17 protein-coding genes are annotated in these 20,571 nt (G+C 70.3%); 14 read left to right on the top strand and 3 right to left on the bottom strand.

All coding sequences use genetic code 11. The features are described from left to right. The first annotated feature begins 15 nt into the window (after positions 1-15). Positions 16-477: an NUDIX domain-containing protein gene (locus tag AB0J66_RS23700; RefSeq protein WP_364664741.1), complete on the top strand. Its 462-nt coding sequence runs from the start codon at positions 16-18 to the stop codon at positions 475-477. Here the strand turns inward: AB0J66_RS23700 and AB0J66_RS23705 are convergent. Both AB0J66_RS23705 and AB0J66_RS23710 read right to left on the bottom strand, forming a co-directional pair. Further along, the gene (locus tag AB0J66_RS23705; protein ID WP_364664316.1) at positions 467-2,212 is read right to left on the bottom strand and encodes a hypothetical protein; all 1,746 of its coding nucleotides are present in this window, start codon (positions 2,210-2,212) and stop codon (positions 467-469) included. The genes AB0J66_RS23700 and AB0J66_RS23705 overlap by 11 nt on opposite strands. Positions 2,213-2,265: 53 nt before the next feature. Beyond that, positions 2,266-4,296, bottom strand: a complete 2,031-nt coding sequence (locus AB0J66_RS23710) for a hypothetical protein (protein ID WP_364664319.1) — start codon at positions 4,294-4,296, stop codon at positions 2,266-2,268. A 124-nt stretch (positions 4,297-4,420) separates the two neighbouring features. Between AB0J66_RS23710 and AB0J66_RS23715 the strand changes: the two genes are divergently transcribed. Further along, a complete protein-coding gene (locus tag AB0J66_RS23715) occupies positions 4,421-7,351 on the top strand; it encodes a S8 family serine peptidase (RefSeq protein WP_364664321.1) in 2,931 nt (976 codons plus the stop codon). 311 nt (positions 7,352-7,662) lie between these two features. Here the strand turns inward: AB0J66_RS23715 and AB0J66_RS23720 are convergent, their stop codons facing one another. Continuing rightward, positions 7,663-8,742 (bottom strand): YibE/F family protein, encoded by a 1,080-nt coding sequence (locus AB0J66_RS23720; RefSeq protein ID WP_364664323.1) that lies wholly within the window; start codon positions 8,740-8,742, stop codon positions 7,663-7,665. 190 nt (positions 8,743-8,932) lie between these two features. Here AB0J66_RS23720 and AB0J66_RS23725 point away from each other — a divergent pair, with 190 nt between their 5' ends. The 12 genes from AB0J66_RS23725 to AB0J66_RS23780 all read left to right on the top strand — a co-directional run bounded on the left by AB0J66_RS23725 (position 8,933) and on the right by AB0J66_RS23780 (position 20,538). Further along, complete coding sequence (locus AB0J66_RS23725) at positions 8,933-10,366, top strand: Y4yA family PLP-dependent enzyme (protein ID WP_364664326.1); 1,434 nt, start codon at positions 8,933-8,935, stop codon at positions 10,364-10,366. Then, positions 10,363-11,670 carry a pyridoxal-phosphate dependent enzyme gene (locus AB0J66_RS23730; protein WP_364664328.1) on the top strand — a complete coding sequence of 436 codons (1,308 nt, stop codon included), beginning with the start codon at positions 10,363-10,365 and terminating at the stop codon, positions 11,668-11,670. Before AB0J66_RS23725 ends, AB0J66_RS23730 begins: the two co-directional genes overlap by 4 nt. Continuing rightward, positions 11,670-12,851 carry an aminotransferase class V-fold PLP-dependent enzyme gene (locus AB0J66_RS23735; RefSeq protein ID WP_364664331.1) on the top strand — a complete coding sequence of 394 codons (1,182 nt, stop codon included), beginning with the start codon at positions 11,670-11,672 and terminating at the stop codon, positions 12,849-12,851. Before AB0J66_RS23730 ends, AB0J66_RS23735 begins: the two co-directional genes overlap by 1 nt. Before the next feature lie 58 nt (positions 12,852-12,909). Next, positions 12,910-13,644 carry a class I SAM-dependent methyltransferase gene (locus tag AB0J66_RS23740; protein ID WP_364664333.1) on the top strand — a complete coding sequence of 245 codons (735 nt, stop codon included), beginning with the start codon at positions 12,910-12,912 and terminating at the stop codon, positions 13,642-13,644. 79 nt (positions 13,645-13,723) lie between these two features. Further along, positions 13,724-15,706 (top strand): hypothetical protein, encoded by a 1,983-nt coding sequence (locus AB0J66_RS23745; protein WP_364664335.1) that lies wholly within the window; start codon positions 13,724-13,726, stop codon positions 15,704-15,706. Positions 15,707-15,763: 57 nt separating this feature from the next. Further along, positions 15,764-16,717: a metal ABC transporter substrate-binding protein gene (locus AB0J66_RS23750; protein WP_364664338.1), complete on the top strand. Its 954-nt coding sequence runs from the start codon at positions 15,764-15,766 to the stop codon at positions 16,715-16,717. 1 nt (position 16,718) lies between these two features. Continuing rightward, positions 16,719-17,465 (top strand): metal ABC transporter ATP-binding protein, encoded by a 747-nt coding sequence (locus AB0J66_RS23755; RefSeq protein WP_364664341.1) that lies wholly within the window; start codon positions 16,719-16,721, stop codon positions 17,463-17,465. After that, a complete protein-coding gene (locus AB0J66_RS23760; RefSeq protein WP_364664344.1) occupies positions 17,462-18,328 on the top strand; it encodes a metal ABC transporter permease in 867 nt (288 codons plus the stop codon). The genes AB0J66_RS23755 and AB0J66_RS23760 overlap by 4 nt, the downstream gene beginning before the upstream one ends. A 63-nt stretch (positions 18,329-18,391) precedes the next feature. Further along, positions 18,392-19,204: a metal ABC transporter permease gene (locus tag AB0J66_RS23765; RefSeq protein WP_364664346.1), complete on the top strand. Its 813-nt coding sequence runs from the start codon at positions 18,392-18,394 to the stop codon at positions 19,202-19,204. Next, a complete protein-coding gene (locus AB0J66_RS23770; RefSeq protein ID WP_364664349.1) occupies positions 19,201-19,494 on the top strand; it encodes a metalloregulator ArsR/SmtB family transcription factor in 294 nt (97 codons plus the stop codon). The genes AB0J66_RS23765 and AB0J66_RS23770 overlap by 4 nt, the downstream gene beginning before the upstream one ends. An 86-nt stretch (positions 19,495-19,580) precedes the next feature. Continuing rightward, positions 19,581-20,099, top strand: coding sequence for a hypothetical protein (locus AB0J66_RS23775; RefSeq protein ID WP_364664352.1), 519 nt, complete (start codon positions 19,581-19,583; stop codon positions 20,097-20,099). A 4-nt stretch (positions 20,100-20,103) separates the two neighbouring features. After that, on the top strand, positions 20,104-20,538 hold the full coding sequence (locus AB0J66_RS23780) for a hypothetical protein (protein ID WP_364664354.1): 435 nt from the start codon (positions 20,104-20,106) through the stop codon (positions 20,536-20,538). The last annotated feature ends 33 nt before the right edge of the window (positions 20,539-20,571 follow it).

Here is a 20,571-nt window from a genome sequence, read left to right on the forward strand (position 1 = left end):
GTCTCCCAGGTGGAGATAGCGCCGTTCCGTCCGGCCGCCCGCGTCGTCTGTGTCGACGCGGGCGGCCGGATTCTTCTGCTGCGCTGGCACGACCCGTACGACGGCTCCTATCTCTGGGAACCGCCGGGCGGAGGCATCGAGGCCGGCGAGGCGCCGGCCGAGACCGCGCGACGCGAGCTGCTGGAGGAGACCGGCCTGACCGCCGAGATCACCGGCCCCGGGCTCGAGGTGCACCGGGACACGCAGTGGAAGGGCCGCCGCTACGTCGGCCCGGAGCAGTGGTTCCTGGCCCGTTTCCCGGTCCATGAGCCGCCAGTGGTCCGGGACGGCCTGCTGGACTACGAGCAGACCGACCTGGACCGGCACGCGTGGGTGCCCTGGCCTGATATCTCGGACATGCCGGATCGGATTGAGCCGCCGGAGATGCTCGACGTGCTGCGGCGGCTCGACCCGGCCGGTCCGTGGGTCACTTCGTGAACGTGAAGTACTGGTACGACCCGTACGTCGTGTAGTTGACGTTGTCGCCGGAGGTCCCGGTGACGTAGACCGCGCGGACCCGGTAACGCGCGCCGGCCGGGTGGGCGCCGGTCAGCGTGAAGGCCGACTTGCCGGCGCTGGTCAGCGGGACGTCGAGCACGCGCCACGTCTTCCAGGCGTCGCCCGAGGCGACCTCGAAGATCAGCCGCTGCTTGCGGCCGGGGTAGGCGGTCATCGTGGTGACGAAGTACGGGTGGACCGTGGTGCGGTAATAACGGTAGGGCACCGACCCGATCTTGGCCGCCTTGTACTGCCGCGAGGGCTGCAGCGCGATCGCGACCCGGGTGTTGAGCACCGCCTTGGCCGTGGCCGGCAGGTACTTGGCGTCGCCGGCGAACTTCACCTGCACGGCGGTGGTCCGGGTCAGCTTCAGCGAGGCGGTCAGGTTGCCCTTGGCGTCGACCGTGGTCTTGCGCAGCAGGCGGGCGGGCTCGGTGCCGTTCGGGTCGGCCCAGATCTCGACCACGCGGTTGGTCGCGGTGGTGCCGAGACGGGCGGTCACCGTCACGGTCGAGCCGTACGCGTTGACCGTGTTGTTCGGCGTCAAAGTGAGCGCGGGACTGACCCGGGTGACCGGCGGCGCCGCCTGTTCGGGGCCGTTGATCACCCAGAGCCGCCACTCGGCCTTGTAGTTGTAGCCGAGGGTGAAGACCCGCTGGCCGCCCGGCTCCCAGGTCACCTTGCCGACCTGATCGGGGATCGGCTTGTTCTCGGGCGCCGTGTTGGGCAGCTGGAACTCCTGGCCGGCGGTCTGCGAGCCGGCCGGGTAGAGCGCCACATCGGTGGTGCTGTCGTTGTTGCTGTAGCCGATCGCCACCCGGCCGTCAGTGTTGACGTCGATCGAGGCCGGGCTGCAGATCTTGTTGTCGTACGCCGTGGTCTGCGAATGAGGGCTGGTGATCGGCGCCTGCCAGATCGGGCAGCGGACCCCGAACCCGAGCAGCGAGGCGCCGTCCGCGGTGAACGCAGCGCCGCGCAGGAACGAGTCGCTCGACGTGGTCTTGACCTTCAGCGTCTCGGCCGCGCCGGACACGTCGTAGACGGCGACCGCGCCGCTGGTCACGGCGTTGTTGGAGACGTCGGCGACGACCAGCGTGTTCGGGGCGCCGGGCGAGGTGAGCAGCTGCGGCGCGTCGTGGAACGAGGTGCGGTCGGCGGTCGAATCGTGGAACGTCAGCGGCAGGCCGCCGGAGTGGTCGAAGAACCCGAAGCCACCGACGTAGTCCTTCTCGGCCGAGCCGTCGTAGCCGAACCACACCTTGCGGCCGGCCAGGGCCAGCGTGCGCGGGTACACGGTCGCGCCCAGGTCGTAGCGGGCCGTCTCGGCCAGGGTTTGCGGGTCGAAGGTGACGAGCGCGTGCGCCTCGGCCACCGCGGCGTACAGGGTCGATCCGTCGGCTGACAGCTTCAGGCCCCGGATGCCGGGCAGGCCGGTCTTCCTGGTCACGACCGCGCCGGCGTACGTGGTCTGCACGAGCTGGCCGGTGTTCTCGTCGCTGATCAGCAACCGCTGGTGGGTGGTGTCGACCACGACGTCGCTCGGCGTGGAGATCGGCAGCAGGGTGCCGCTGCCCAGGGCAGTGGCGGCCGAAGCGTCGAGGGTGCCCACGGCCACTGCGGCGGCGGCGGTGCCGAGGACCGCCGCCGCCGTCAGAGCGGCCCGAATTTTGCGCATGGAGCAGGAGCGTACGGCACCTGATCTTGCGTTGTTGATCAGCCGATCAGGTCCTACTTCGTGAACGTGAAGTAGTAATACGGGCTGGCCGTGGAGTAGTTGACGTTGTCACCGGACGACGTGGTGATGTAGTCGGCCCGGACCCGGTAGTAGACGCCGGTCGGGTGGGCGCCGGTCAGCGTGAAAGCGGACTGCCCGGCCGAGTTGAGCGGCAGGTAGAGCACCCGCTGGGCCTTCCACTTGCCGCCCGAGTAGGCCTCGATGGTCAGACGCTGCTTACGGCCCGGGTACGAGGTCATGGTGGTGAGGAAGTACGGGTGCACGTTCGCCCGGTAGAAGCGGTACGGCACCGACCCGATCTTGGCGGCCTTGTACTGCCGGGACGGCTGCAGGTTCAGCGCGACCCGGGTGTGGAGGAACGAGACCGCCTGAGCCGCCGCGTACTGCTCGTCGCCGGTGAACTTGGCGACGATCGCGGTGGTGCGGGTCAGCTTGAGCGAGGAGGTCAGGTTGCCCTTGGCGTCGACGTTGGTCAGGCGCAGCAGCCGGGCCGGCTCGGAGCCGACCGGGTCGGCCCAGATCTGCACGGCCCGGTTCGAGTACGTCGAGCCGAGGTGGGCCGTCACGGTGACCGTCGAGCCGTACGCGTTGACCGTGTTGTTGGGGGTCACGGTGAGCGTGGGGGTGTTCTTCCGCATGGTCACGACCGCACTGGCGGACGACGGCGCGTACTTGTCGGTCCCCTGATACTGAACGGTGTAGGTGAGCCGGCCCTGCATGGTCGGCTGGTCGATGAGGGTGAACCGGCCCGAGGCGTCGGCGATGGCAGTGCGCATCGGCGTGTAGTCGTAAGGCGCCTGCGCGTAGTCCCGGATGAGCTCGACGTGGGCGCCGGGCACGGCGATCGTGCCGGTGATCTTCACGTCGGTGTCCGGCACGGCCGTGGCCGGGGCGTTGAGCGTGATGGTCGGCCGGAACGCGGCGGAACCGTGGACGGGCCAGAAACGCCACTTGCCCTTGTAGTTGCTCGCGCTGTGGCTGAGCACGAACAGCCGCTCGCCACCCGGCTCCCAGGCGACGTCCCAGACCTCGTCGGGCAGGGTGTTGACGTCGTCGGTGACCGGGGCGGCGAACTGCTCGGCCGGCAGCTCGGAGCCGGCCGGGGAGATCGCGACGTCGGGCGTGCTGCTGGTGTTGCCGTAGGCGAACGCGACTTCCCCGTCGGTGTTGACGTCGACGGCGTGGGGCGTGCAGATGCCGTTGTGGTAGGCGTTGGTCCGCTTCTCCAGCTCGGCGATCGGCGCCTTCCAGATCAGGCAGCTGTTGCCGAAGCCGATCAGCGTCTTGCCGTCGGCGCTGAACCCGACATCGTTGAGCAGGCCGTCGCTGAACCGGCCCTCGTTCTTCAGCTTCGCCGTCCCGCCGGTCACGTCGTAGACGTGGACGTCACCGCTGCCCGGGGCGTAGGGCCCGGCGTCGGCCACGACCAGGGTCCCCGGGGCGCCGGGCGAGGTACGCAGCTCGGGCGCCCACCGGTTGCCGATCAGGTCGTGCCCCGTGGTCTTTCCGGTGGCCGGGTCGAGCGAGCCGAAGCCGCCGTCGTAGCCGAACCACAACTGGCCACCGGCCACGATGGCCGTGCGCGGCCACACCTCCTGGCCGAGCTCGTAGGTGCGCCGCAGATCCAGGGTGGCCGCGTCGAACACGTGGATCTGGTGGTCGTCGGCGACCGTCACGTACAGCGTGGAGTAGTCGGCCGAGAACGCCATCCCGCTGACGCCGCGCGCGATCGGAACGTACTTCTGCACGCCACCGAAGTACGACACCGAGACCAGCTGCCCCTTGAGCGCGTCGCTGATCAGAACCCGCTTGTGCACCGGGTCGACGGCGACATCGGTCGCGGCGTCGATCGGCAGGATGACACCGTTGCTGAGCGCCGGCGGCCCCGCCGTGGCGGGCCCGGCGCCCGCGACGACAGCGGTGACAGTGGCGGTGCAGGCGACCGCCGCGGCCGCCAGAGCGGCTCGAAACCTGTGCATATGTAGACCCCCGTGGTCGATGGTGGCCGACAGCATACGGTCCATGATCGACAACCGTGATCGGCCGATCGGGCATCGATCGTAATGATCCGGCTACGACCGCTTAACCGGTTCAGGATTGGGTGTGGCCACATCCAAGTACGTGATGCTCCTCTGAGGAAGGGAACTCGTGGCCACGAGCCTCCGAGCGCTCTCGGCGCTCACTCTCTCGCTCACCCTGACCGCAGCCGGTCTCGGTGGGCCTGCGCACGCCCGGGCCGGCACACCCCTGCCCGACCTGGGGCTGGTGCGCGAAGGACGGACACCGGCGCCGCTCACCGGCGGCGCCGCGCTCCGTTCGCAGCCGGCCGCGGCCGGTCTGACCGACGGCCAGTACATCGTCCGGCTCCGCGAAGCGCCCGTCACCTCGTACGCCGGCGGCGTCGAAGGGCTGGCGGCCACCCGGCCGGCGGCCGGCCAGGAGTTGGCGCCGCACTCGGCCGCGGCCGAGAAATATCGCGGGCACCTGGGCGCGGCGCAGCGCGACGTGCTGGGTGACCTGGGCATCCAGGCCCGGCAGACCTACACCACGGCCTTCAACGGTTTCACCGCGAAACTGACCGGAGCCCAGGCCACGGCGCTGGCCAAAGACCCCCGGGTGGCCGCCGTCAGCCGGGCCCGCGTGGTCAAGGCCGACGCCGCGACGCCCAGCGGGCCGGGTGGCGCGGCCCCGGCCACGACCATGGCCAAACCCGTGCCGGGCAAAGGATCGGGCGTCGTCGTCGGCGTGATCGACACCGGGATCTGGCCGGAGAGCGCGTCCTTCGCGGCGACCATGCCGGCGCCGAAGGGCTGGCACGGCACCTGCCAAGGCTTCCCGGCCGGCACCTGCAACGGCAAGATCCTGGGAGCGCGGTACTTCGCCGACGGCTGGCTCGCCATGGCCGGTTCCCTGCCCGACGGGGAGGTGCTCTCACCGCGCGACATGCAGGGGCACGGCACGCACACCGCGTCCACCGCGGCCGGGTTGCCGGTCGAGCACGCGATGGTGCTCGGACGCGACCTCGGCCGGATCTCCGGGGTGGCGCCGGACGCGCAGATCGCCGTCTACAAGGCGCTGTGGGGCGGATCGGGCAGCGACGCCGACATCATCGCCGCAATCGACGCCGCGGTGGCCGACGGCGTCGACGTCATCAACTACTCCATCGGCAGCGCGATGGGCGACTACCAGGCGAACAGCCCGATCGGGAACGCCTTCCTCAACGCGTACCTGGCCGGGGTCTTCGTGGCCGCCTCGGCCGGCAACGACGGCATGTCCGGCATGATCAGCAACGCCGAGCCGTGGGTGACCACGGTCGGCGCGGCGGTCGAGCGGGCCAACGAGGCGACCGTACGCCTCGGCGACGGCACCAGGATCGTCGGCACGTCGATGGACGTCCTGCCGCCCCGGGCGCGGACCCCGATCGTCTTCGCCGACCGGGCCGGGTCGGCCGAGGACGGCGCGCAGTTCTGCCTCGGCGGCAGCCTCGACGCGGCCAAGGTGACCGGCAAGATCGTCGCCTGCGACTTCGACAGCGCGACCGGGGCCGTCGAGGAGGTCAAGGCCAAGGGTGGTGTGGGCGTCGTGCTCTTCCAGACCAACGGCAACGCGCGGCTCAACGTCATCTACGACTTCCCCACGGTCTACCTGTGGAGCACCGAGCAGGCCGGGCAGATCTTCAACTACCTGTGGGCCCACCGCGACGACGGCACGGCGGCGCTGGTGACCGGGGGCGACGGGTCGAGCCTGGCCGGGCTGCCGAGCGTGGCCGGGCTGTCCTCGTACGGGCCGGACCAGGTGCACACCGGACTACAGAAGCCGGACCTGGTGGCCGACGGCATCGACGTCGTGGCGGCGGTGTCGCCGATGACCGGCGGGCGCCTGTTCGACGCGTACTCCGGCACCTCGATGGCGGCGCCGCACGTGGCCGGCATGGCCGCCGTCCTGCGCGCGCAGCACCCGGGGTGGTCGCCGGGCGCGGTCGCCTCGGCCCTGCGGACCACCGCGGCCGACACCAAGGCGACCAGCAGCCCGCTGCAGCAGGGTTCGGGCCGCCCCACCGTCGCCCGCGCCACCGACCCGGGCCTGATCGTCGAGCCGTCGGCGGCCTCGCTGAGCGCGTTCGCCACGGCCACGGCGCCTGACGGCAAGGAACTCAACCTGCCGTCCATCGCGCTGCGGGAGTACGACGGCCTGCACCCGGTCGTCGTGACCCGGCGCCTCACGAACGTGGGCACCCGGACCGAGACCTACCGGGCGCGGGTCGAAGGCCTGTCCGGCATGGACGTCACGATCAACCCCAAGGTCATCACCGTACGGCCGGGAGCGACGGCGACCGTGACGATCAAACTCGCCCGGGGCAGCGCGACGTGGGACCGGTACGCGACCGGATCGCTGGTCTTCGCCGGTGACCAACACCGGGTGCGCTTCACCGTGGCCGCACGGCCGTGGGGCTTCACGCCCCGGACGTACGACGACACCGGCATCGAGTTCGGCCGGGTCGGCGGCGGCGGCCAGGGCTACCTCGAGCCCGGCTTCACCGGCCCGCTCACCGGGCGGACCACCGGCTACAAGCCGGTGACCTGGACGGGCAAACAGCTCAGCACGACCGTCAGCGGCGGCGCCTTCGCCCCCGGCGGCGTCGGCACCCAGGGCACGAAGATCGTCGTCCCGCGCGGGACGGCCGGCCTGATCGTGCAGACCGCCTCGGACGACCCGAACCTCAACCTCGACCTGTATCTCTACCAGGACGGCAAACTGGTCGAGCGGAGCTGGGCGTTCTGGCACAGCAACGAGCGGATCGTGCGTTTCACCCCGCCGCCCGGCGTGTACACGGCCTACGTCCACGCGCAGTCCACGTACACCCCGGACGTGCCGTACCAGCTGGGCGTGACGGTCGTGCCCGGCGCCGGGAACGTCCGGAACGCCACGATCGAAGCACCGGCCCGGGTCACGCGCGGCGGCTCCGGCCAGGTCACGCTGACCCCGGCCGGCCCCCAGCCGGACGTCGAGCAGTGGGCCTACACGGAGTTCCGCACCGGCCGGACGGTCGTGCCCGGTCTGCTGATCAGCTCCCGGTAATCGAGGATCCGGAGCGGCCTGCCCTGCTTCCGGGCAGGCCGCTCCTTCAGCGCCGGCCGTTGCGGATCGCCACCGACACGGGTCGAAAGAACTGCTCCCGCGGGGGCGGTCTCGGCGGGCGCTCCCGCCTCGACCTTGGTTTCCACGTTGAGCTTGACGCCGTCCGCACGGTAGCGCCTGACCAGCGCGAACACCTCGCGCAGGAGGGGCCTGCGAGCGCCCGGCACGGCGACCCGGCCAGGCTTGTCGGGCAGCGTCTTCGAGCCGCAGTCCAACGTCCGGACCTGGGCCAGGTCAGCGCGTTGATGTTTTTAAGCGAAGCGATGGTGACGTGGGGCCGCCAGGACGGCGAGGGCCGTGGTGATGGGGACCGAGGCGACCAGGCCGATGGTGCCGACGGCGCTGCGCAGGATCTCCTGGGCCAGCAGCTCGCCGGTCAGCAGGTCGCCGACCGGCTGCGTGCCCGTGGAGATCAGGAGCAGCAGGGGCAGGGAGGCCCCGGCGTACGCGAGGACGATGGTGTTGACCGCCGATCCGACGTGGGCGCGGCCGACCCGGATGGCCGCCCGGTACAGCGGCCGGCCCGAGGCGTGAGCGCTCATCTCGGCCACGGTGACGGCCTGGGTGACGGTCACGTCGTCGAGCACGCCCAGCGCGCCGATCACGATGCCGGCCAGCAGCAGGCCGCGCATGTCGATGCCGCCCAAGGTGGCCGACAGGAACGCGTCGTCGTCGGTGGCGACGCCGGTCAGGTGCAGGGCGGCGGTGAAGGCGACCCCGAGCAGGCCGGTGAGGACCAGGCTGGCCAGCGTGCCGGCGACCGCGACCGAGGTGTGCGTGGTGACGCCGTGGGTCAGATAGAGCGCGGCGAACATGATGGCCGAGGCGCCGACGACCGCGACCAGCAGCGGTGGTGAGCCTTCGAGGATGGCCGGGATGATGAAGAACAGCAGGACGGCGAAGCTGATGGCCAGGCCGGCCAGCGAGGTGAGCCCGCGCCAGCGGCCGAAGGCCAGGATGACCGCGATGGTCAGGGCGAGCAGCCAGGTCATCGGCGTGCCCCGCTGGCGGTCGACGATCGCGTAGTCGGTGCCGCCCGGCACCGCGTTCGGTGTGTGGAGCAGGACGACACCGTCGCCGGTATGCACCCCGGCGGCGCCTTCCGCTGTGATGTGGCGGCCGTCGTCGAGGCGTACGGCTGCGGTCGGGCCGTTGATCGTGGTGACCGTGCCGTTGATCTTGGCGGAGGCGGTGGGGGCCTTCGTGAGGCCGGGCCAGAGCGCGATCATCGCGATCAGCGTGGCCACGGCGGCCGGGATGAGGATCGCGGCCACCACCCGTCGCGAGGCGCCCGGAAGCTGATCGTGGGAATGGGTGTGTCGACCGGCCATGGCGGCAAGATTAGTTCCGGTAATACATGCGCAATTGCTTATATCAGTGCCCAATCAACGACAGAGGGATTGACAAATTCGTTTTATGCATGCGCAAACAAGAATGAGTGATTGACTCATCACTGCGGGTATAGAAAGTGGTCCGACCATCGGTTAGGTTGGGACAACCGCCAAGCGGGAGGTCGCCATTGTGCCCGGTCTGTCACCGCTCTATCTGACCCCGAGAATCGAACCACCGGTCCAATCGGTTCTGGACCAGGACGAGCTGCTGAGGCAGTTGGTGAACGGCCTCGGATCGCCCCTCAACATCGTCCTTCCCGACCTGCTGGAAGCGAATGTCGAGGCCTTTCGGCAGTCCTATCGTCACCACCGGTTGCGCGGCCGCATCTACTTCGCGCACAAGGCCAACCGGTCGGCCGCGTTGGTGCGCCGGCTCGCCGCCACCGAGGCCGGGGTCGATGTGGCCTCGGTGGCTGAATTGCAGCACGCGCTCGGCGCGGGATTCGGCCCGGAACGGATCATGGCCACCGGCCCGAAGAACCGCGAGTTCCTCTGGCTGGCCGCTCGAACGGGTGTCATCGTGAACGCCGACTCACTAGGGGAGCTCACGGACCTCGCGTCGCTGGTCGCCGAGCACGGCCTGCCGCGGGTGCGGGTGATGGTGCGCCTGTCCGGCTTCGCGTCCCAGGGTGTTCAGGTGGTCAGCCGGCGCAGCCGCTTCGGCGTGCCTTCGGGGGCTCTCGCGGAGGTGCTCGACCAGCTGGAGAAGCACCGCGAGGAGCTGGAGCTGGTCGGCGTCGCCTACCACCTGGACACGATCGGCCGGCCCGAGAAGGCGGTCGCGCTCGAGGGCTGCCTGGCCGCGCTCGAGGAGTGCGAGGCGCGCGGGCTGGGGGTGCGCTCGGTCGACATCGGTGGCGGCTTCGGCGTGAACTACCTGGCCGACGGCGCGCAGTGGGAGCGGTACACGTCCGAGCTGGCCCAGGCCGTGCTCGGCCGGCGGCCGCCGATGACCTGGAACGGGCACGGCTACGGGCTGCGCAACGAGGCCGGGACGCTGCGCGGGGTGCTCGGGCTCTACCCCTCGTACCGGCCGGTCTCCGGTGCGGGCTATCTCGATCAGTTGCTCGAGGCGGACGCCCCGGGGCGGCGCCGGCCGCTCGGGTCGCTGCTGCTGGACAGCATGTACGAGCTGGACATCGAGCCCGGCCGGGCCCTGCTCGACCAGTGCGGGATCGTCCTGGCGACGGTGCTCGAGGTGCGCGATTCGATGATCCGATTGGACTGCAACGCCCGCGATGTGAGCCTGGAGGAGCACGGCGTGCTCATGGACCCGGTGCTCCTGCCTCAGCGCGAGGGGCCGGGCGCCTTCCATCTGCTGGGCAACCTGTGCCTGGAAGCCGATCTGATCACCCGCCGCCAGGTGTTCCTGCCCGGCACGCCGCGGCCCGGCGACCTGCTCGCCTTCGTGAACACCGCCGGCTACTTCATGGACTTCAGCGCCACGCACGCCCTGCACCAGCCGATCGGCCGCAAAGTGGCGGTCTACCGCGACGGCGGCGCCTGGCGCTGGTGCCTCGACGAGCAGTACTGGCCCGTCCACCCGCGCGCGGAGGAATCATGAGATTCGACGACATGACCGAGGCGATCGGCAACACCCCGCTGGTACGCATCGAGCCGGCCGTCCACGGCCTGCGCAACATCGACCTGTACGCCAAGATGGAGCTGCTCAACCCGTTCGGCTCGCTCAAGGACCGGGCCGCCTGGTCGATGCTGCGGCCGCTGATCAACGGCGCCCGCCGGCGCGGGGACACCGTGGTCGAGCTCTCCAGTGGCAACACGGCCAAGGCGCTGGCCATGCTGGCCGGCATGCACGGCCTGCCGTTCAAGAGCGTGACCAACCGGATGAAGGTTCCCGAGGTCAAGGACCTCCTGCTGCTGCTCGGGGCCGAGATCGAGGAGCTGCCGGGCCAGGCCGAGTGTCTCGACCCGACCGACACCGAGGACCCGCTGACCCGGATGCATCAGGTGCTCGCGGCCAACGGCAGCGGCTACGTGCACACCGATCAGTACTTCAACGACGACAACGTCGAGGCCCACTTCGGCGGGACCGGGCCCGAGATCGTCAAGGACCTGGACGGCCGTGCGCCCGACTACTTCTTCGCCTGCGTGGGCACGGCCGGCTCGTCGACCGGGGTCGCCCGCGCGCTGCGCCAGCACGACCCGGACGTCCAGGTCATCGGTCTGGTGGCCGCGAAGAGCGACTTCATCCCCGGCATCCGCACGATCGACGAGGTGCACGAGGTCGGGCTGTTCGACCCGGGCGTCTACGACGCCGTCGAGACCATCGGGGCCGACGAGGCCATCGACGGGATGCTCACCCTGATCAGACGATGCGGTACGCCGGCGGGCCCGACCGGGGGCGGCGCCTACCAAGGAGCCGTACGGCATCTGCGCGCGCTCGACTCTTCCCTGACCGAGCGCCGCACGGCCGTCTTCATCGTCTGCGACCGGATGGAGAGCTACCTGAGCTACCTGCGGGAACGCCGGCCCGCGCTGTTCGGCCGGCCGGCCCGGCCCAACGACCACCGGGCGCTGACCTCCTCGGAGGTGGCGGCCGCGCCGACCGTCGACGTGGAGGAGGCGCGGCGCTGGCCCGGCCTCGTGGTCGACCTGCGCAGCCCGTACGCGTTCCAGGCCCGGCACATCGCCGGCTCGATCAACATCGTCGACGAGATCTTCGACGAGCTGCTCCACGGTGGACTTCCGTTCAGCCGGCGACAGCCCGTGCTGCTGGTCTGCCCGGTCGGGGAGAAATCGGCCCGCTACGCCGCGCTGCTGAGGCGCATGGGGCATCCCGAGGTGCGATCGCTGGCCGGCGGCATCATCGCCTGGCGCGACGCCGGCGCCGACCTGGTGCGTGACTGATGCTCGACCTTCAGACGGACACCATTGGCGAGCTGCTGCTCTGGCAGGCCGGGGTACGAGCGCAGTTTCCCCAGCTCATGGCCCACCCTGGGGTGGCCTACCTGGACAGCGCGGCCACGTCTCAGAAGCCGCAAGCGGTTCTCGACGCTGTGATGTCCTACTTGTCCACCGCCAACGCGAACGCCGCGCGTGGTACCTACCCGTGGGCAAATCGGACAACTAACCGGATTACGCAGGCGGCCGACGGCGTGCGTTCGTTTTTGTCGGATTTCTCGGACATCTCGGGTGTGCACTTCGTCAGCGGCACCACCGAGGGCTTGGCGATGGTGGCCCGGGACTGGCTGGGCCCGCAACTGCGCGACGGGGACGAGATCATCGTGCCGTTCGCCGATCACAGCGCCAACATCGTCCCCTGGCTTTCCGTGGCGGGGGCCCGGGTCAAGGTCAAGGCCATGCCGTACGACGAGGCGCATGACTACGACACGGCCCGGTTGGCCCGGATGGTCGGGTCGCGGACCCGCCTCGTCGCCGCGACCCACGTGCATCACGTCTACGGCAACGACATGAACATCCACCGGCTGCGGTCGGCCGTGGGGCCGGACATCCCGATCTGTCTGGACGCCGCCCAGGCCTTCGGTCATGTGCCGATGGATGTGGCCGCGCTCGACGTCGACTTCGCCGTCTTCTCCGGGCACAAGGCCATGGCCCTGCCGGGCATCGGCGCGATCTGGGCGGCCAACAAACGCGGCCCCGCCTTCGAGCCGGCCGGCTGGCGGGGCTCGCCCAACACCAGCGGCATCGTCAGCCTGGCGGCCGCCATGGAGTGGCTCGATCGCACCGGACTGGACCGGATCGCCCGCTGGAGCCGGGCCCTCGGCGCGCGTCTCACCGACGGTCTCGACCGCCTCGGCAGCTACGAGGTGCTCGGGTGCCAGAGCAGCCTGCCGGCGGCCTCGACGGTGCAGCGCCGGCAGGGCATCGTGACCTTCCGCCACCGCGGGATCTCCTCCAACGACCTCGGCTTCATCCTCGAGAGCGAGGGGCTGCTGGTCCGGGCGGACGGTCACTGTCAGGGCGATCAGGGCGAGAAGACCTCGTCGGTACGGGTGAGCCTGCACGCCTACACGACGGTCGAGGAGGTGGATCGTCTCCTGGACGCGCTGGCGGCCCTTGACCGCTGACGGGACGGTCACCTGATAGAAATGGGTGTCATTTCCGTTAACCGCCGAGGATGGGCCCATGCCGTCGACCACGCTCGACTCCGACCGCTGGCGCACCGCCTGGGACGAGGTCATGGCCGGTTTCGTGCCCGGCCTGGCCGCCCTCGAGTCGGCCATCGCGAGCACGGTCGAGGCGGTCCGCGGCGGCCCGCCCGGCCGCTACCTCGACCTCGGCGGCGGCCCGGGTGTGCTGGCCGAGCGCATGTCGGCCCGCTGGCCGGACTGCTGCATCACCCTGGTCGACCTCGACCCCGTACTGCTCGAACTGGCCCGGGCGGCCGCGCCCCCGGCCATGTCGGTGATCGACGCCGACCTGAGCACCGGCGCCTGGGCCGGCCGGGCCGGCGGCGGCCACGACCTGATCACCTCGGTGATGACCGTGCACTACCTGCCGCCGCCGGCCATTCGCGCCCTCTACCGCCGCTGCCGCCGCGTGCTCGCCCCCGGCGGCCTGCTCGTCGTGGCCGACCTCATGCCCGACGACGGCCTGCCCTCGGTCAGCCGGGCCCTGGACCCGGCCCCCGGCGAGGCCGCAGCCGAGCTGGCCTGGGTGCAGTGGTGGAGCGAGCTGGCCCGGGCCGACGGCTTCCGCGACCTGATGGCCGCCCGGGCCGACGTCTTCCGCGACCGCCCACCGGCCAACTTCGCCGGCGCCCTCTCCTGGCACCTGGCCGCCGCCCGCGCTGCCGGCTTCACCGAGGCCGGCCTCATCTGGCGCGACGGCCGCCACGCCGCCCTGGCCGCCCGCGCCTGATCCGCCCAATCGGCCGATCGTCCGCAGTGGATCGGCGGCCTTACGCTTCCCCCGTTCCTTGACCACGGGGGTCCTCAAAATGCATAAGCTTCGAGCCGCTCTGGCGGCTGCGGCGGTCGCCTGCGCCGCCGCCGTCACGGTCACCGCCGGCCCCGCCTCGGCGGCGGGCCCGACCATCCTCACCACCGGCGTTCAGCTGCCGATCAACTCGATCGCCGAGGTCGCCGTCGACCCGGTGCACGAGCAGGTCCTGGTCACCGACTCATTGAGTGGCACGGTCAACGTGCTGTCGTACTTCGGCGGGCCGCAGAACTCGATCGGGGTCGGCCAGACGGCCTGGGGAGTGACGTTCTCCGCCGACTATGCGACCGCTTACGTCGCGGTTCCCGACGAGCACGAGATCGCCGCCTTCGATGCCCGGACCATGCGCCTGAAACGCACGTACGGCCTGGCCGGCGAGGTGTGGCCGCGGCACGTCAAGGTGGTGGCGGGCAAGGTCTGGTTCTCCTCCGACGGCGGCGGGCTGAACTCGCTCGACCCCGCCTCGGGCGAGGTGAAGCCGTACTCCATCGGAGTCGACACCTCGCTCGGCGCGCGGTTGCTGACCGCGCCGGGCGCACCGGGGCTTCTGGTCGCGGCCCTCGCCAATCAGGGCGAGCCGAACGACGGCTTCGTCGCCGCCTACGACGTGTCGGACGGCACGGCGGTCCAGACGAGCAAGGGCAGGTTCGGCGACGTAGCCCTGCGCGACATCGCGCTCACGCCGGACGGCGCCACTCTCATCGCCATCAACACCGGCATCGGCGTCGGTCCAGGCATCGAATGCCAGATCTGGAAGGCGCCGGTGGCCGAGCCGGCGAAGTTCGCCGTCGCGTACGACAACAAGATCTGCCGGCCGCAAGCGGTGGACATCAACAAGGACGGACGGGTCGCGTTCGGCTACGGCAGTGTCGGCGCCGCGCCCACGGTCGCGATCACCGCGGCCGGCTCCGAGGTCCCGGCCGAGCAGTTCACGACCCCGAGGTCCGAGGACGTCTGGAAGGTCGTCTGGGAGCCGGACGGCGACCGGCTGTTCACCTTCGGCAACTACGGCCAGGACTGGTGGATCTTCCCGATCCACGGCTCCGCCCCGGCGGTCCGCACGACCATGACCGTCACCGGGCCGGCCGTGGCCGCCCCCGGCACCGTCGTGCAGATCAAGGGCAAGATCAGCCGGCCGGGCGCCGTCGTCACGCTCACCCGTAGCTACGGGCCGAGCTCGCAGGCCCTCAAGGAGCAGGTGGACAGCGCGGGGTCCGATGATGCGGGCGAGTTCGTCCTGACCGACCTTCCGCGGGCCGAGAGCAATATCATCTACACGGTCACCTACGGCGGGGACAGCATCAACGGGCCGGTGACCGCCTCGATACCGGTGAAGATCGCCCGGAGCGCTCCCGCCCTGACGTTGACCCCGAACAACACGGTCAACAACTACGGCAGCACGGTCACCATGACCGCGCACCTCGGGCCGACCCACACCCACCGTACGGTCGAGATCTGGGCCGACCCGTACGGCACCGACCCGCTCCGGCTGCTCCGCAAGACGAACGTCGACGCCAAGGGCAACCTGACCGCCTCGCTCAAACTGACCCGCACCACCGCCGTCCAGGTCAAGTTCGCCGGCGACGACCGCTACGCGCCGGTCTCGGCCCGCTCGGTGCTCAACACGCGAGTCGCGCTGAATTTGCAGCCGTCCCGGCAGTACAAGGCTGCCAAGATCGGGTCGGTGCCGTACCGCTTCTACCGGGCGAACGTGCACCCGTACTTCCTCACCACCATGACCCCGTACCCGGGCCGTAAGCAGCGTCTGACCATCGAGGCATACTCGGGCGGCAAGTGGAAGGCCCAGCGGGTGCTCTACCTGCCGCTCAACTCGGCCGGGCAGTCCGCCTTCACGCTGACCGGCACCCACCCGGTGGGCGGCAAGTTCCGGGCTCGCACCGACTACGTGACCACGTCGTCGGGTGACTCGGTCAACTACACCACCGGCAGCGCTTACTACTACTTCACATTCACGAAGTAATACATCCGCATCTTGCCATTAGACGATAATTGTTGAAAACGATTACCGTTTCGCGGTGTGAAAGCACTGGGAATTCTCGCCGTCTCGGCGGCACTGATCACGCTCGCCGGCTGCGGCTCCGATGACGGGGCCGCAGCCGCTCCCGAGGGCGCCGCCCTCTCCGTGGTCGCGACGACACCCGAGGTCGCCGATTTCGTCCGCAACATCGGTGGCGACGACGTGGCCGTCACGCAGATCATCAAGCCCAATGTGGACCCGCACGAGTACGAGCCGACGCCGGCCGACATCAAGGCGATCGGCGAGGCCAAGGTCGTCGTCAAGAACGGCGTCGGGCTCGAGGCCTGGCTCGACCAGACCATCAGCTCGGCCGGCTTCAAGGGCACTGTCGTCGACTCCAGCCAGGGCGTCACCCTGCGCGAGGGCGGCCACGAAGAGGGCGAGGAGGAGCACGCCGAGGGTGAGGGCGAGGACCACGACCCGCACATCTGGCACGATCCCCGCAACGCCAAGATCATGGTCACCAACATCGAGAAGGCGCTGGCCGCGGCCGACCCGGACGACGCCGGCGCGTACGCCAAGAACCTGGCCGACTACACCGCCAAGCTCGACAAGCTGGACGCCGACAACGAGGCCGCGTTCGCCAAGCTGCCCGCCGCCGACCGCAAGCTGGTGACCAACCACGACGCCTTCGGCTACTACGTCGACCGCTATCACCTGCAGTTCGTCGGCTCGGTCATCCCCAGCCTGGACACGTCGGCCGAGCTCTCCGCGCAGCAGCTGACCGACCTGGTCGCCAAGATCAAGGCGACCGGCACGAAGGCCATCTTCACCGAGAGCTCGCTGCCACCGAAAAGCGCCGAGGCCATCGCGAAGCAGGCGGGCGTCAAGGTGATCGGCGGTGCGGACGCCCTCTACGGCGACAGCCTCGGCGAGCCGGGCACGCCCACCGGCACCTACCTCGGCGCCGAGGAGCACAACACCAAGGTCATCGTGGACGCGCTGGCCGGCTGACATGGTCCTCCGGTTCACCGACGCGAGCGTCGGCTACCGCGGCACCCCGGTCCTCACCCACGTGGACCTGGAGCTGCCCGCCGGCCGCGCGCTCGCCCTGGCCGGCCCCAACGGCGCCGGCAAGTCCACCCTGATCAAGGCGGTCCTCGGGCTGACCGAGGTGCTCGCCGGCGCCGTCGAAGTCTTCGGTCAGGCCCCGGCCCAGGCCCGGTCGCAGTGCGGTTACGTACCGCAGGTCGGCGACCTCGACCCGGACTTCCCGGTCACCGCGGCCCAGGTCGTGCTGATGGGCCGTTACCGGCGGATCGGCTGGTGGCGGCCCACCCGGGCCGCCGACCGCCGGGCCGCGGCCGAGGCGCTCGACCGGGTCGGCCTGGCCGACGCCGCCGGCCGCCGCTTCGGGCTGCTCTCCGGCGGTCAGCGCCAGCGGGTGCTGCTCGCCCGCGCGCTGGCCGCCGAACCCCGGCTGCTCCTGCTCGACGAGCCCTTCAACGGCGTCGACGTGGTCAGCCAGGAGGCGATCCTCGCGGTCCTGCGGGAGCTGACCGCGAGCGGTACGGCGTTGCTGCTGAGCACGCACGACCTGGCCCTGGCCCGGGACGTGGCCGACCTGGTCTGCCTGATCAACGGGCGGCAGTGGGCGTTCGGGCCGCCGGGTGAGGTGCTCACCGCGGACCGGCTGCGCGACGCCTACGGCGGGCAGACGATCGAGCTGGCCGACGGGCGGACGGTGCTGGTCGAGCCATGATCTTCACCGTGCCCTTCATGGCCCGGGCGCTGGCCGAGCTGGCCCTGCTCGCGCTGATCTGCGGGCCGGTCGGCGTCTTCGTCTTCCTCCGCCGGCTCTCCTTCGTCTCGGACGCGCTGACCCACACGGTCTTCCCCGGCGTGGTGATCGGCTTCATCGCCGGTGGTGTCGAAGGTCTGGTTGTCGGAGCGCTCGTGGCCGGGCTGCTCACGGCGGTCGTGCTGACCCTGCTGACCCGCAGCGGGGCGCTCTCCGACGACGCCTCCACGGCCGTCGTGCTGACGGCGATGTTCTCGATCGGTGTCGTGCTCGTGTCCAGGCGGTCCTCGTACACCTCCGATCTGTCGTCCTTCCTCTTCGGGCGCCTCCTGACCGTGACGCCGCGGCAGATCGCCGAGACCGCCGTGCTGGCGGTGGTGATCCTCGTGATGCTCGCCATCGCGGCCCGGCCCCTGCTGTTCCGCACGTTCGACCCGGCGGCCGCGGCCGCGGCGGGCTACCGCACGTTCTGGCTGGACCTCTGGCTCAACGTGATCGTCGCTCTGGTCGTGGTGGCGGCCGTACGGGCCGTCGGCACGATCCTCGTCGTCGCGCTGCTGATCATCCCGGCCGCGGCGGCCCGCCTGATCACGGCCCGGCTGGCCGCGATGGCGGTGATCAGCACCCTGTTGATCCTCGCCGCCGGCTACGGCGGGTTGTGGATCAGCTGGACCGCCTCGGTTGACCACGGCATCGCCCTGACCTCGGCCTCCGCCGTCGTCCTGCTGCTCGTCGCCGCTTACTTGCTGTTGCTCCCGCTCGCGGCCGCCCGTCGGCGATCAGCCCCCACCCGGAAGGGATCCCCACATGAGCTGGCGGGATGACGCCGCACCAGCGATCGGCCTTCACGCGGATGGGTTCGCTCTTCGCGCGGATCGGATCGCCGCATGAGCTGGTTTGACGACGCGCTGCACCGGGCGATCGCCGAGGTGATCCTGGCCGGCGCGCTCGCCGGCATGATCGGCGTGCAGGTGGTGGTGCGCCGGCTGTCGTTCTTCACCATGGCGCTGACCCACGCCACCTTTCCCGGCGTGGTGGCCGCCTCCCTGATCGGCGTCAACGTCTTCGCCGGCGGTCTCGTCGCCGGCGCGGTGGTCGCGCTCGGCGTGGCCGCCCTCAGCCGCCGCCCGGGCCAGAACTCGGCCGCAGCCACCGGGGTCGTGCTGTCGGCCGGCTTCGCCCTCGGCGCCGGCCTGGTCGCCACCCAGAGCGGCTTCAGCCGGGACCTGTCGGCCCTGCTGGTCGGCTCGATCCTCACCGTCGGTACGCCGGACCTCCTGGTCACAGCCGCGATGCTGATCGCCGTGGCCGCCCTGCTGCTGGTCTGCGCCCGCCCCCTGACCTTCGTCGGCTTCGACCCCGGCGGCGCCCGCGCGGCCGGCCTGCCCGTCGGCGCCTGGGACATCATCCTGCTCCTGACCGTCGAAGCTGTCGTGGTCACGATCGTCCCCGCGGTCGGCACCATCCTGGCCGTCGCCCTGATCGTCGCCCCCGCCGCCGCGGCCCGCCTGTGGTCCACCCGACTGCCCGTGATCACCGTCTTGGCCGTCGCTTTCGCCATCACCAGCGGCCTGGGCGGCCTCTACGCCTCGTACGTCTGGAATGTCGCCGCCGGCGCGAGCATCGCCCTCACCGCAACCCTCCTCCTGGCTCTGTCCTCGGCCCTGGCCCGCCCGATCCGGCGAACGGCGGCGGCATGACCCACCCCGATGACGATGTCCTGGAACGGGCGGTGACCGTCCTGCGCGGCATGGCCTACGAACACCGCCTCCGCATCCTCATCATGCTGCGCGCCGGCGAACGCAGCCCCGCCGAGATCGCGGCCGCGGTCCCCGCCGACCCGACAGCGGTCGCCCACCACCTCCGCTTCCTGCTCGACGCCCGCCTGATCCGCCGCCGCCGTCGAGGCCGCCAGGTCTTCTACACCCTGACCGGCGAGACCACCGCCCACCTCGTCACCGAGGTCATGCGTTACGCGGGAGGCGACTAGGCGCCCCTCAGCTTCCGCCTCCGCTTCCAACTTTCGGAAAAGTGGCCCATAATCGAAAGTGTGGAGCGACGGCAGGGGCCAGTGCGATGAGCCATGCGGCCGACAAGGCAAGGCGGCGTTCACTCCGAAAGCCTCGCCGTAGGTCGAAGCGGGCCGAGGTCGAGAAGGTCCTTTCCAGGGCCGGGACTCTCGAGCGGATCGCCAGTCGGATAAGCGAGGACGATCAGAGCCGCGCCGAGCTGCTGCGTGTCAGCAGGGATGTGCTGAGCGATCTGGATCCGGTTCCGGTTTCAGTGGCTGCTCCTCTGCTAGGCGTCAGCGAGCCCACTGTGCGCAGCTGGACGCGTCGCGGCCTGCTGATATACGCCGATGGGCAGGACAGCGGCCTCGACGTGCGCCGCCTGTATGAGGTCCTCGCTCTGGTCCGCGAGCTGCGTGCGGCCGGCCAAACCCATGATCTGCTCAACAAGGTCTGGCACCGGCTCGCCGACGAGGCAGTCCTCGAACGCGCGGACCTGAGAGAGAGCCTGGCGCAGATGCGCCGAGGTGACGGCATCCCGACAGACATCGACGAGCTGGAAAGAGAGCTCGGCACCGCAGACTAGTCGCATGACGGTGAAGATCTTCCGCACGCGGCGTGCTGACCAGCAGTTGAGGGGCCGGCGGAAGGACGAGCAGAGGAAGGTCATCGCATTCCTGCGCGACCTCGAGGCGAACGGATGCGCAGCCCTCTCCTACCGTCTTACTGGCGCGGATCCGCTGGAGAGATTGTGCGACAAGCACTTGGGTGCGCGCCTACGCGTCATCGTGGCGTTTGAGTCTGAGCAGACGGCTTGGCTTTTACTGGTCGCCGATCATGATGACAGTGATCCGGAATTCAATATCTATGCCGAGCTGTACCGCCTTGTTGGTCACGAGCCAGATCCGTCCGAGAAGAGAACCAAACCTCCCTGCTGCGGCAAGGATGGTTCTCCTCCTTCCTTGGGCCGAGCAGCTGAGGACCTCGCGTTGATGGCGTCAGAGATTCGCAGGACTCGTAGGTGAAGGCGGCGAGGGCGCTCAGCTGAGCTTTCCAGC

The organism is Actinoplanes sp. NPDC049598 (assembly GCF_040675435.1).
Lineage (GTDB): Bacteria > Actinomycetota > Actinomycetes > Mycobacteriales > Micromonosporaceae > Actinoplanes.

Excerpts from the sequence above, each read along its gene's own strand:
- AB0J66_RS23710 (WP_364664319.1), bottom strand. The coding sequence starts at position 4,296 with ATGGACCGTATGCTGTCGGCCACCATCGACCACGGGGGTCTACATATG.
- AB0J66_RS23765 (WP_364664346.1), top strand. The coding sequence starts at position 18,392 with ATGAGCTGGTTTGACGACGCGCTGCACCGGGCGATCGCCGAGGTGATC.
- AB0J66_RS23745 (WP_364664335.1), top strand. The coding sequence starts at position 13,724 with ATGCATAAGCTTCGAGCCGCTCTGGCGGCTGCGGCGGTCGCCTGCGCC.
- AB0J66_RS23720 (WP_364664323.1), bottom strand. The coding sequence starts at position 8,742 with ATGGCCGGTCGACACACCCATTCCCACGATCAGCTTCCGGGCGCCTCG.
- AB0J66_RS23780 (WP_364664354.1), top strand. The coding sequence starts at position 20,104 with ATGACGGTGAAGATCTTCCGCACGCGGCGTGCTGACCAGCAGTTGAGG.
- AB0J66_RS23770 (WP_364664349.1), top strand. The coding sequence starts at position 19,201 with ATGACCCACCCCGATGACGATGTCCTGGAACGGGCGGTGACCGTCCTG.
- AB0J66_RS23760 (WP_364664344.1), top strand. The coding sequence starts at position 17,462 with ATGATCTTCACCGTGCCCTTCATGGCCCGGGCGCTGGCCGAGCTGGCC.
- AB0J66_RS23740 (WP_364664333.1), top strand. The coding sequence starts at position 12,910 with ATGCCGTCGACCACGCTCGACTCCGACCGCTGGCGCACCGCCTGGGAC.
- AB0J66_RS23705 (WP_364664316.1), bottom strand. The coding sequence starts at position 2,212 with ATGCGCAAAATTCGGGCCGCTCTGACGGCGGCGGCGGTCCTCGGCACC.
- AB0J66_RS23735 (WP_364664331.1), top strand. The coding sequence starts at position 11,670 with ATGCTCGACCTTCAGACGGACACCATTGGCGAGCTGCTGCTCTGGCAG.
- AB0J66_RS23730 (WP_364664328.1), top strand. The coding sequence starts at position 10,363 with ATGAGATTCGACGACATGACCGAGGCGATCGGCAACACCCCGCTGGTA.
- AB0J66_RS23775 (WP_364664352.1), top strand. The coding sequence starts at position 19,581 with ATGAGCCATGCGGCCGACAAGGCAAGGCGGCGTTCACTCCGAAAGCCT.
- AB0J66_RS23755 (WP_364664341.1), top strand. The coding sequence starts at position 16,719 with ATGGTCCTCCGGTTCACCGACGCGAGCGTCGGCTACCGCGGCACCCCG.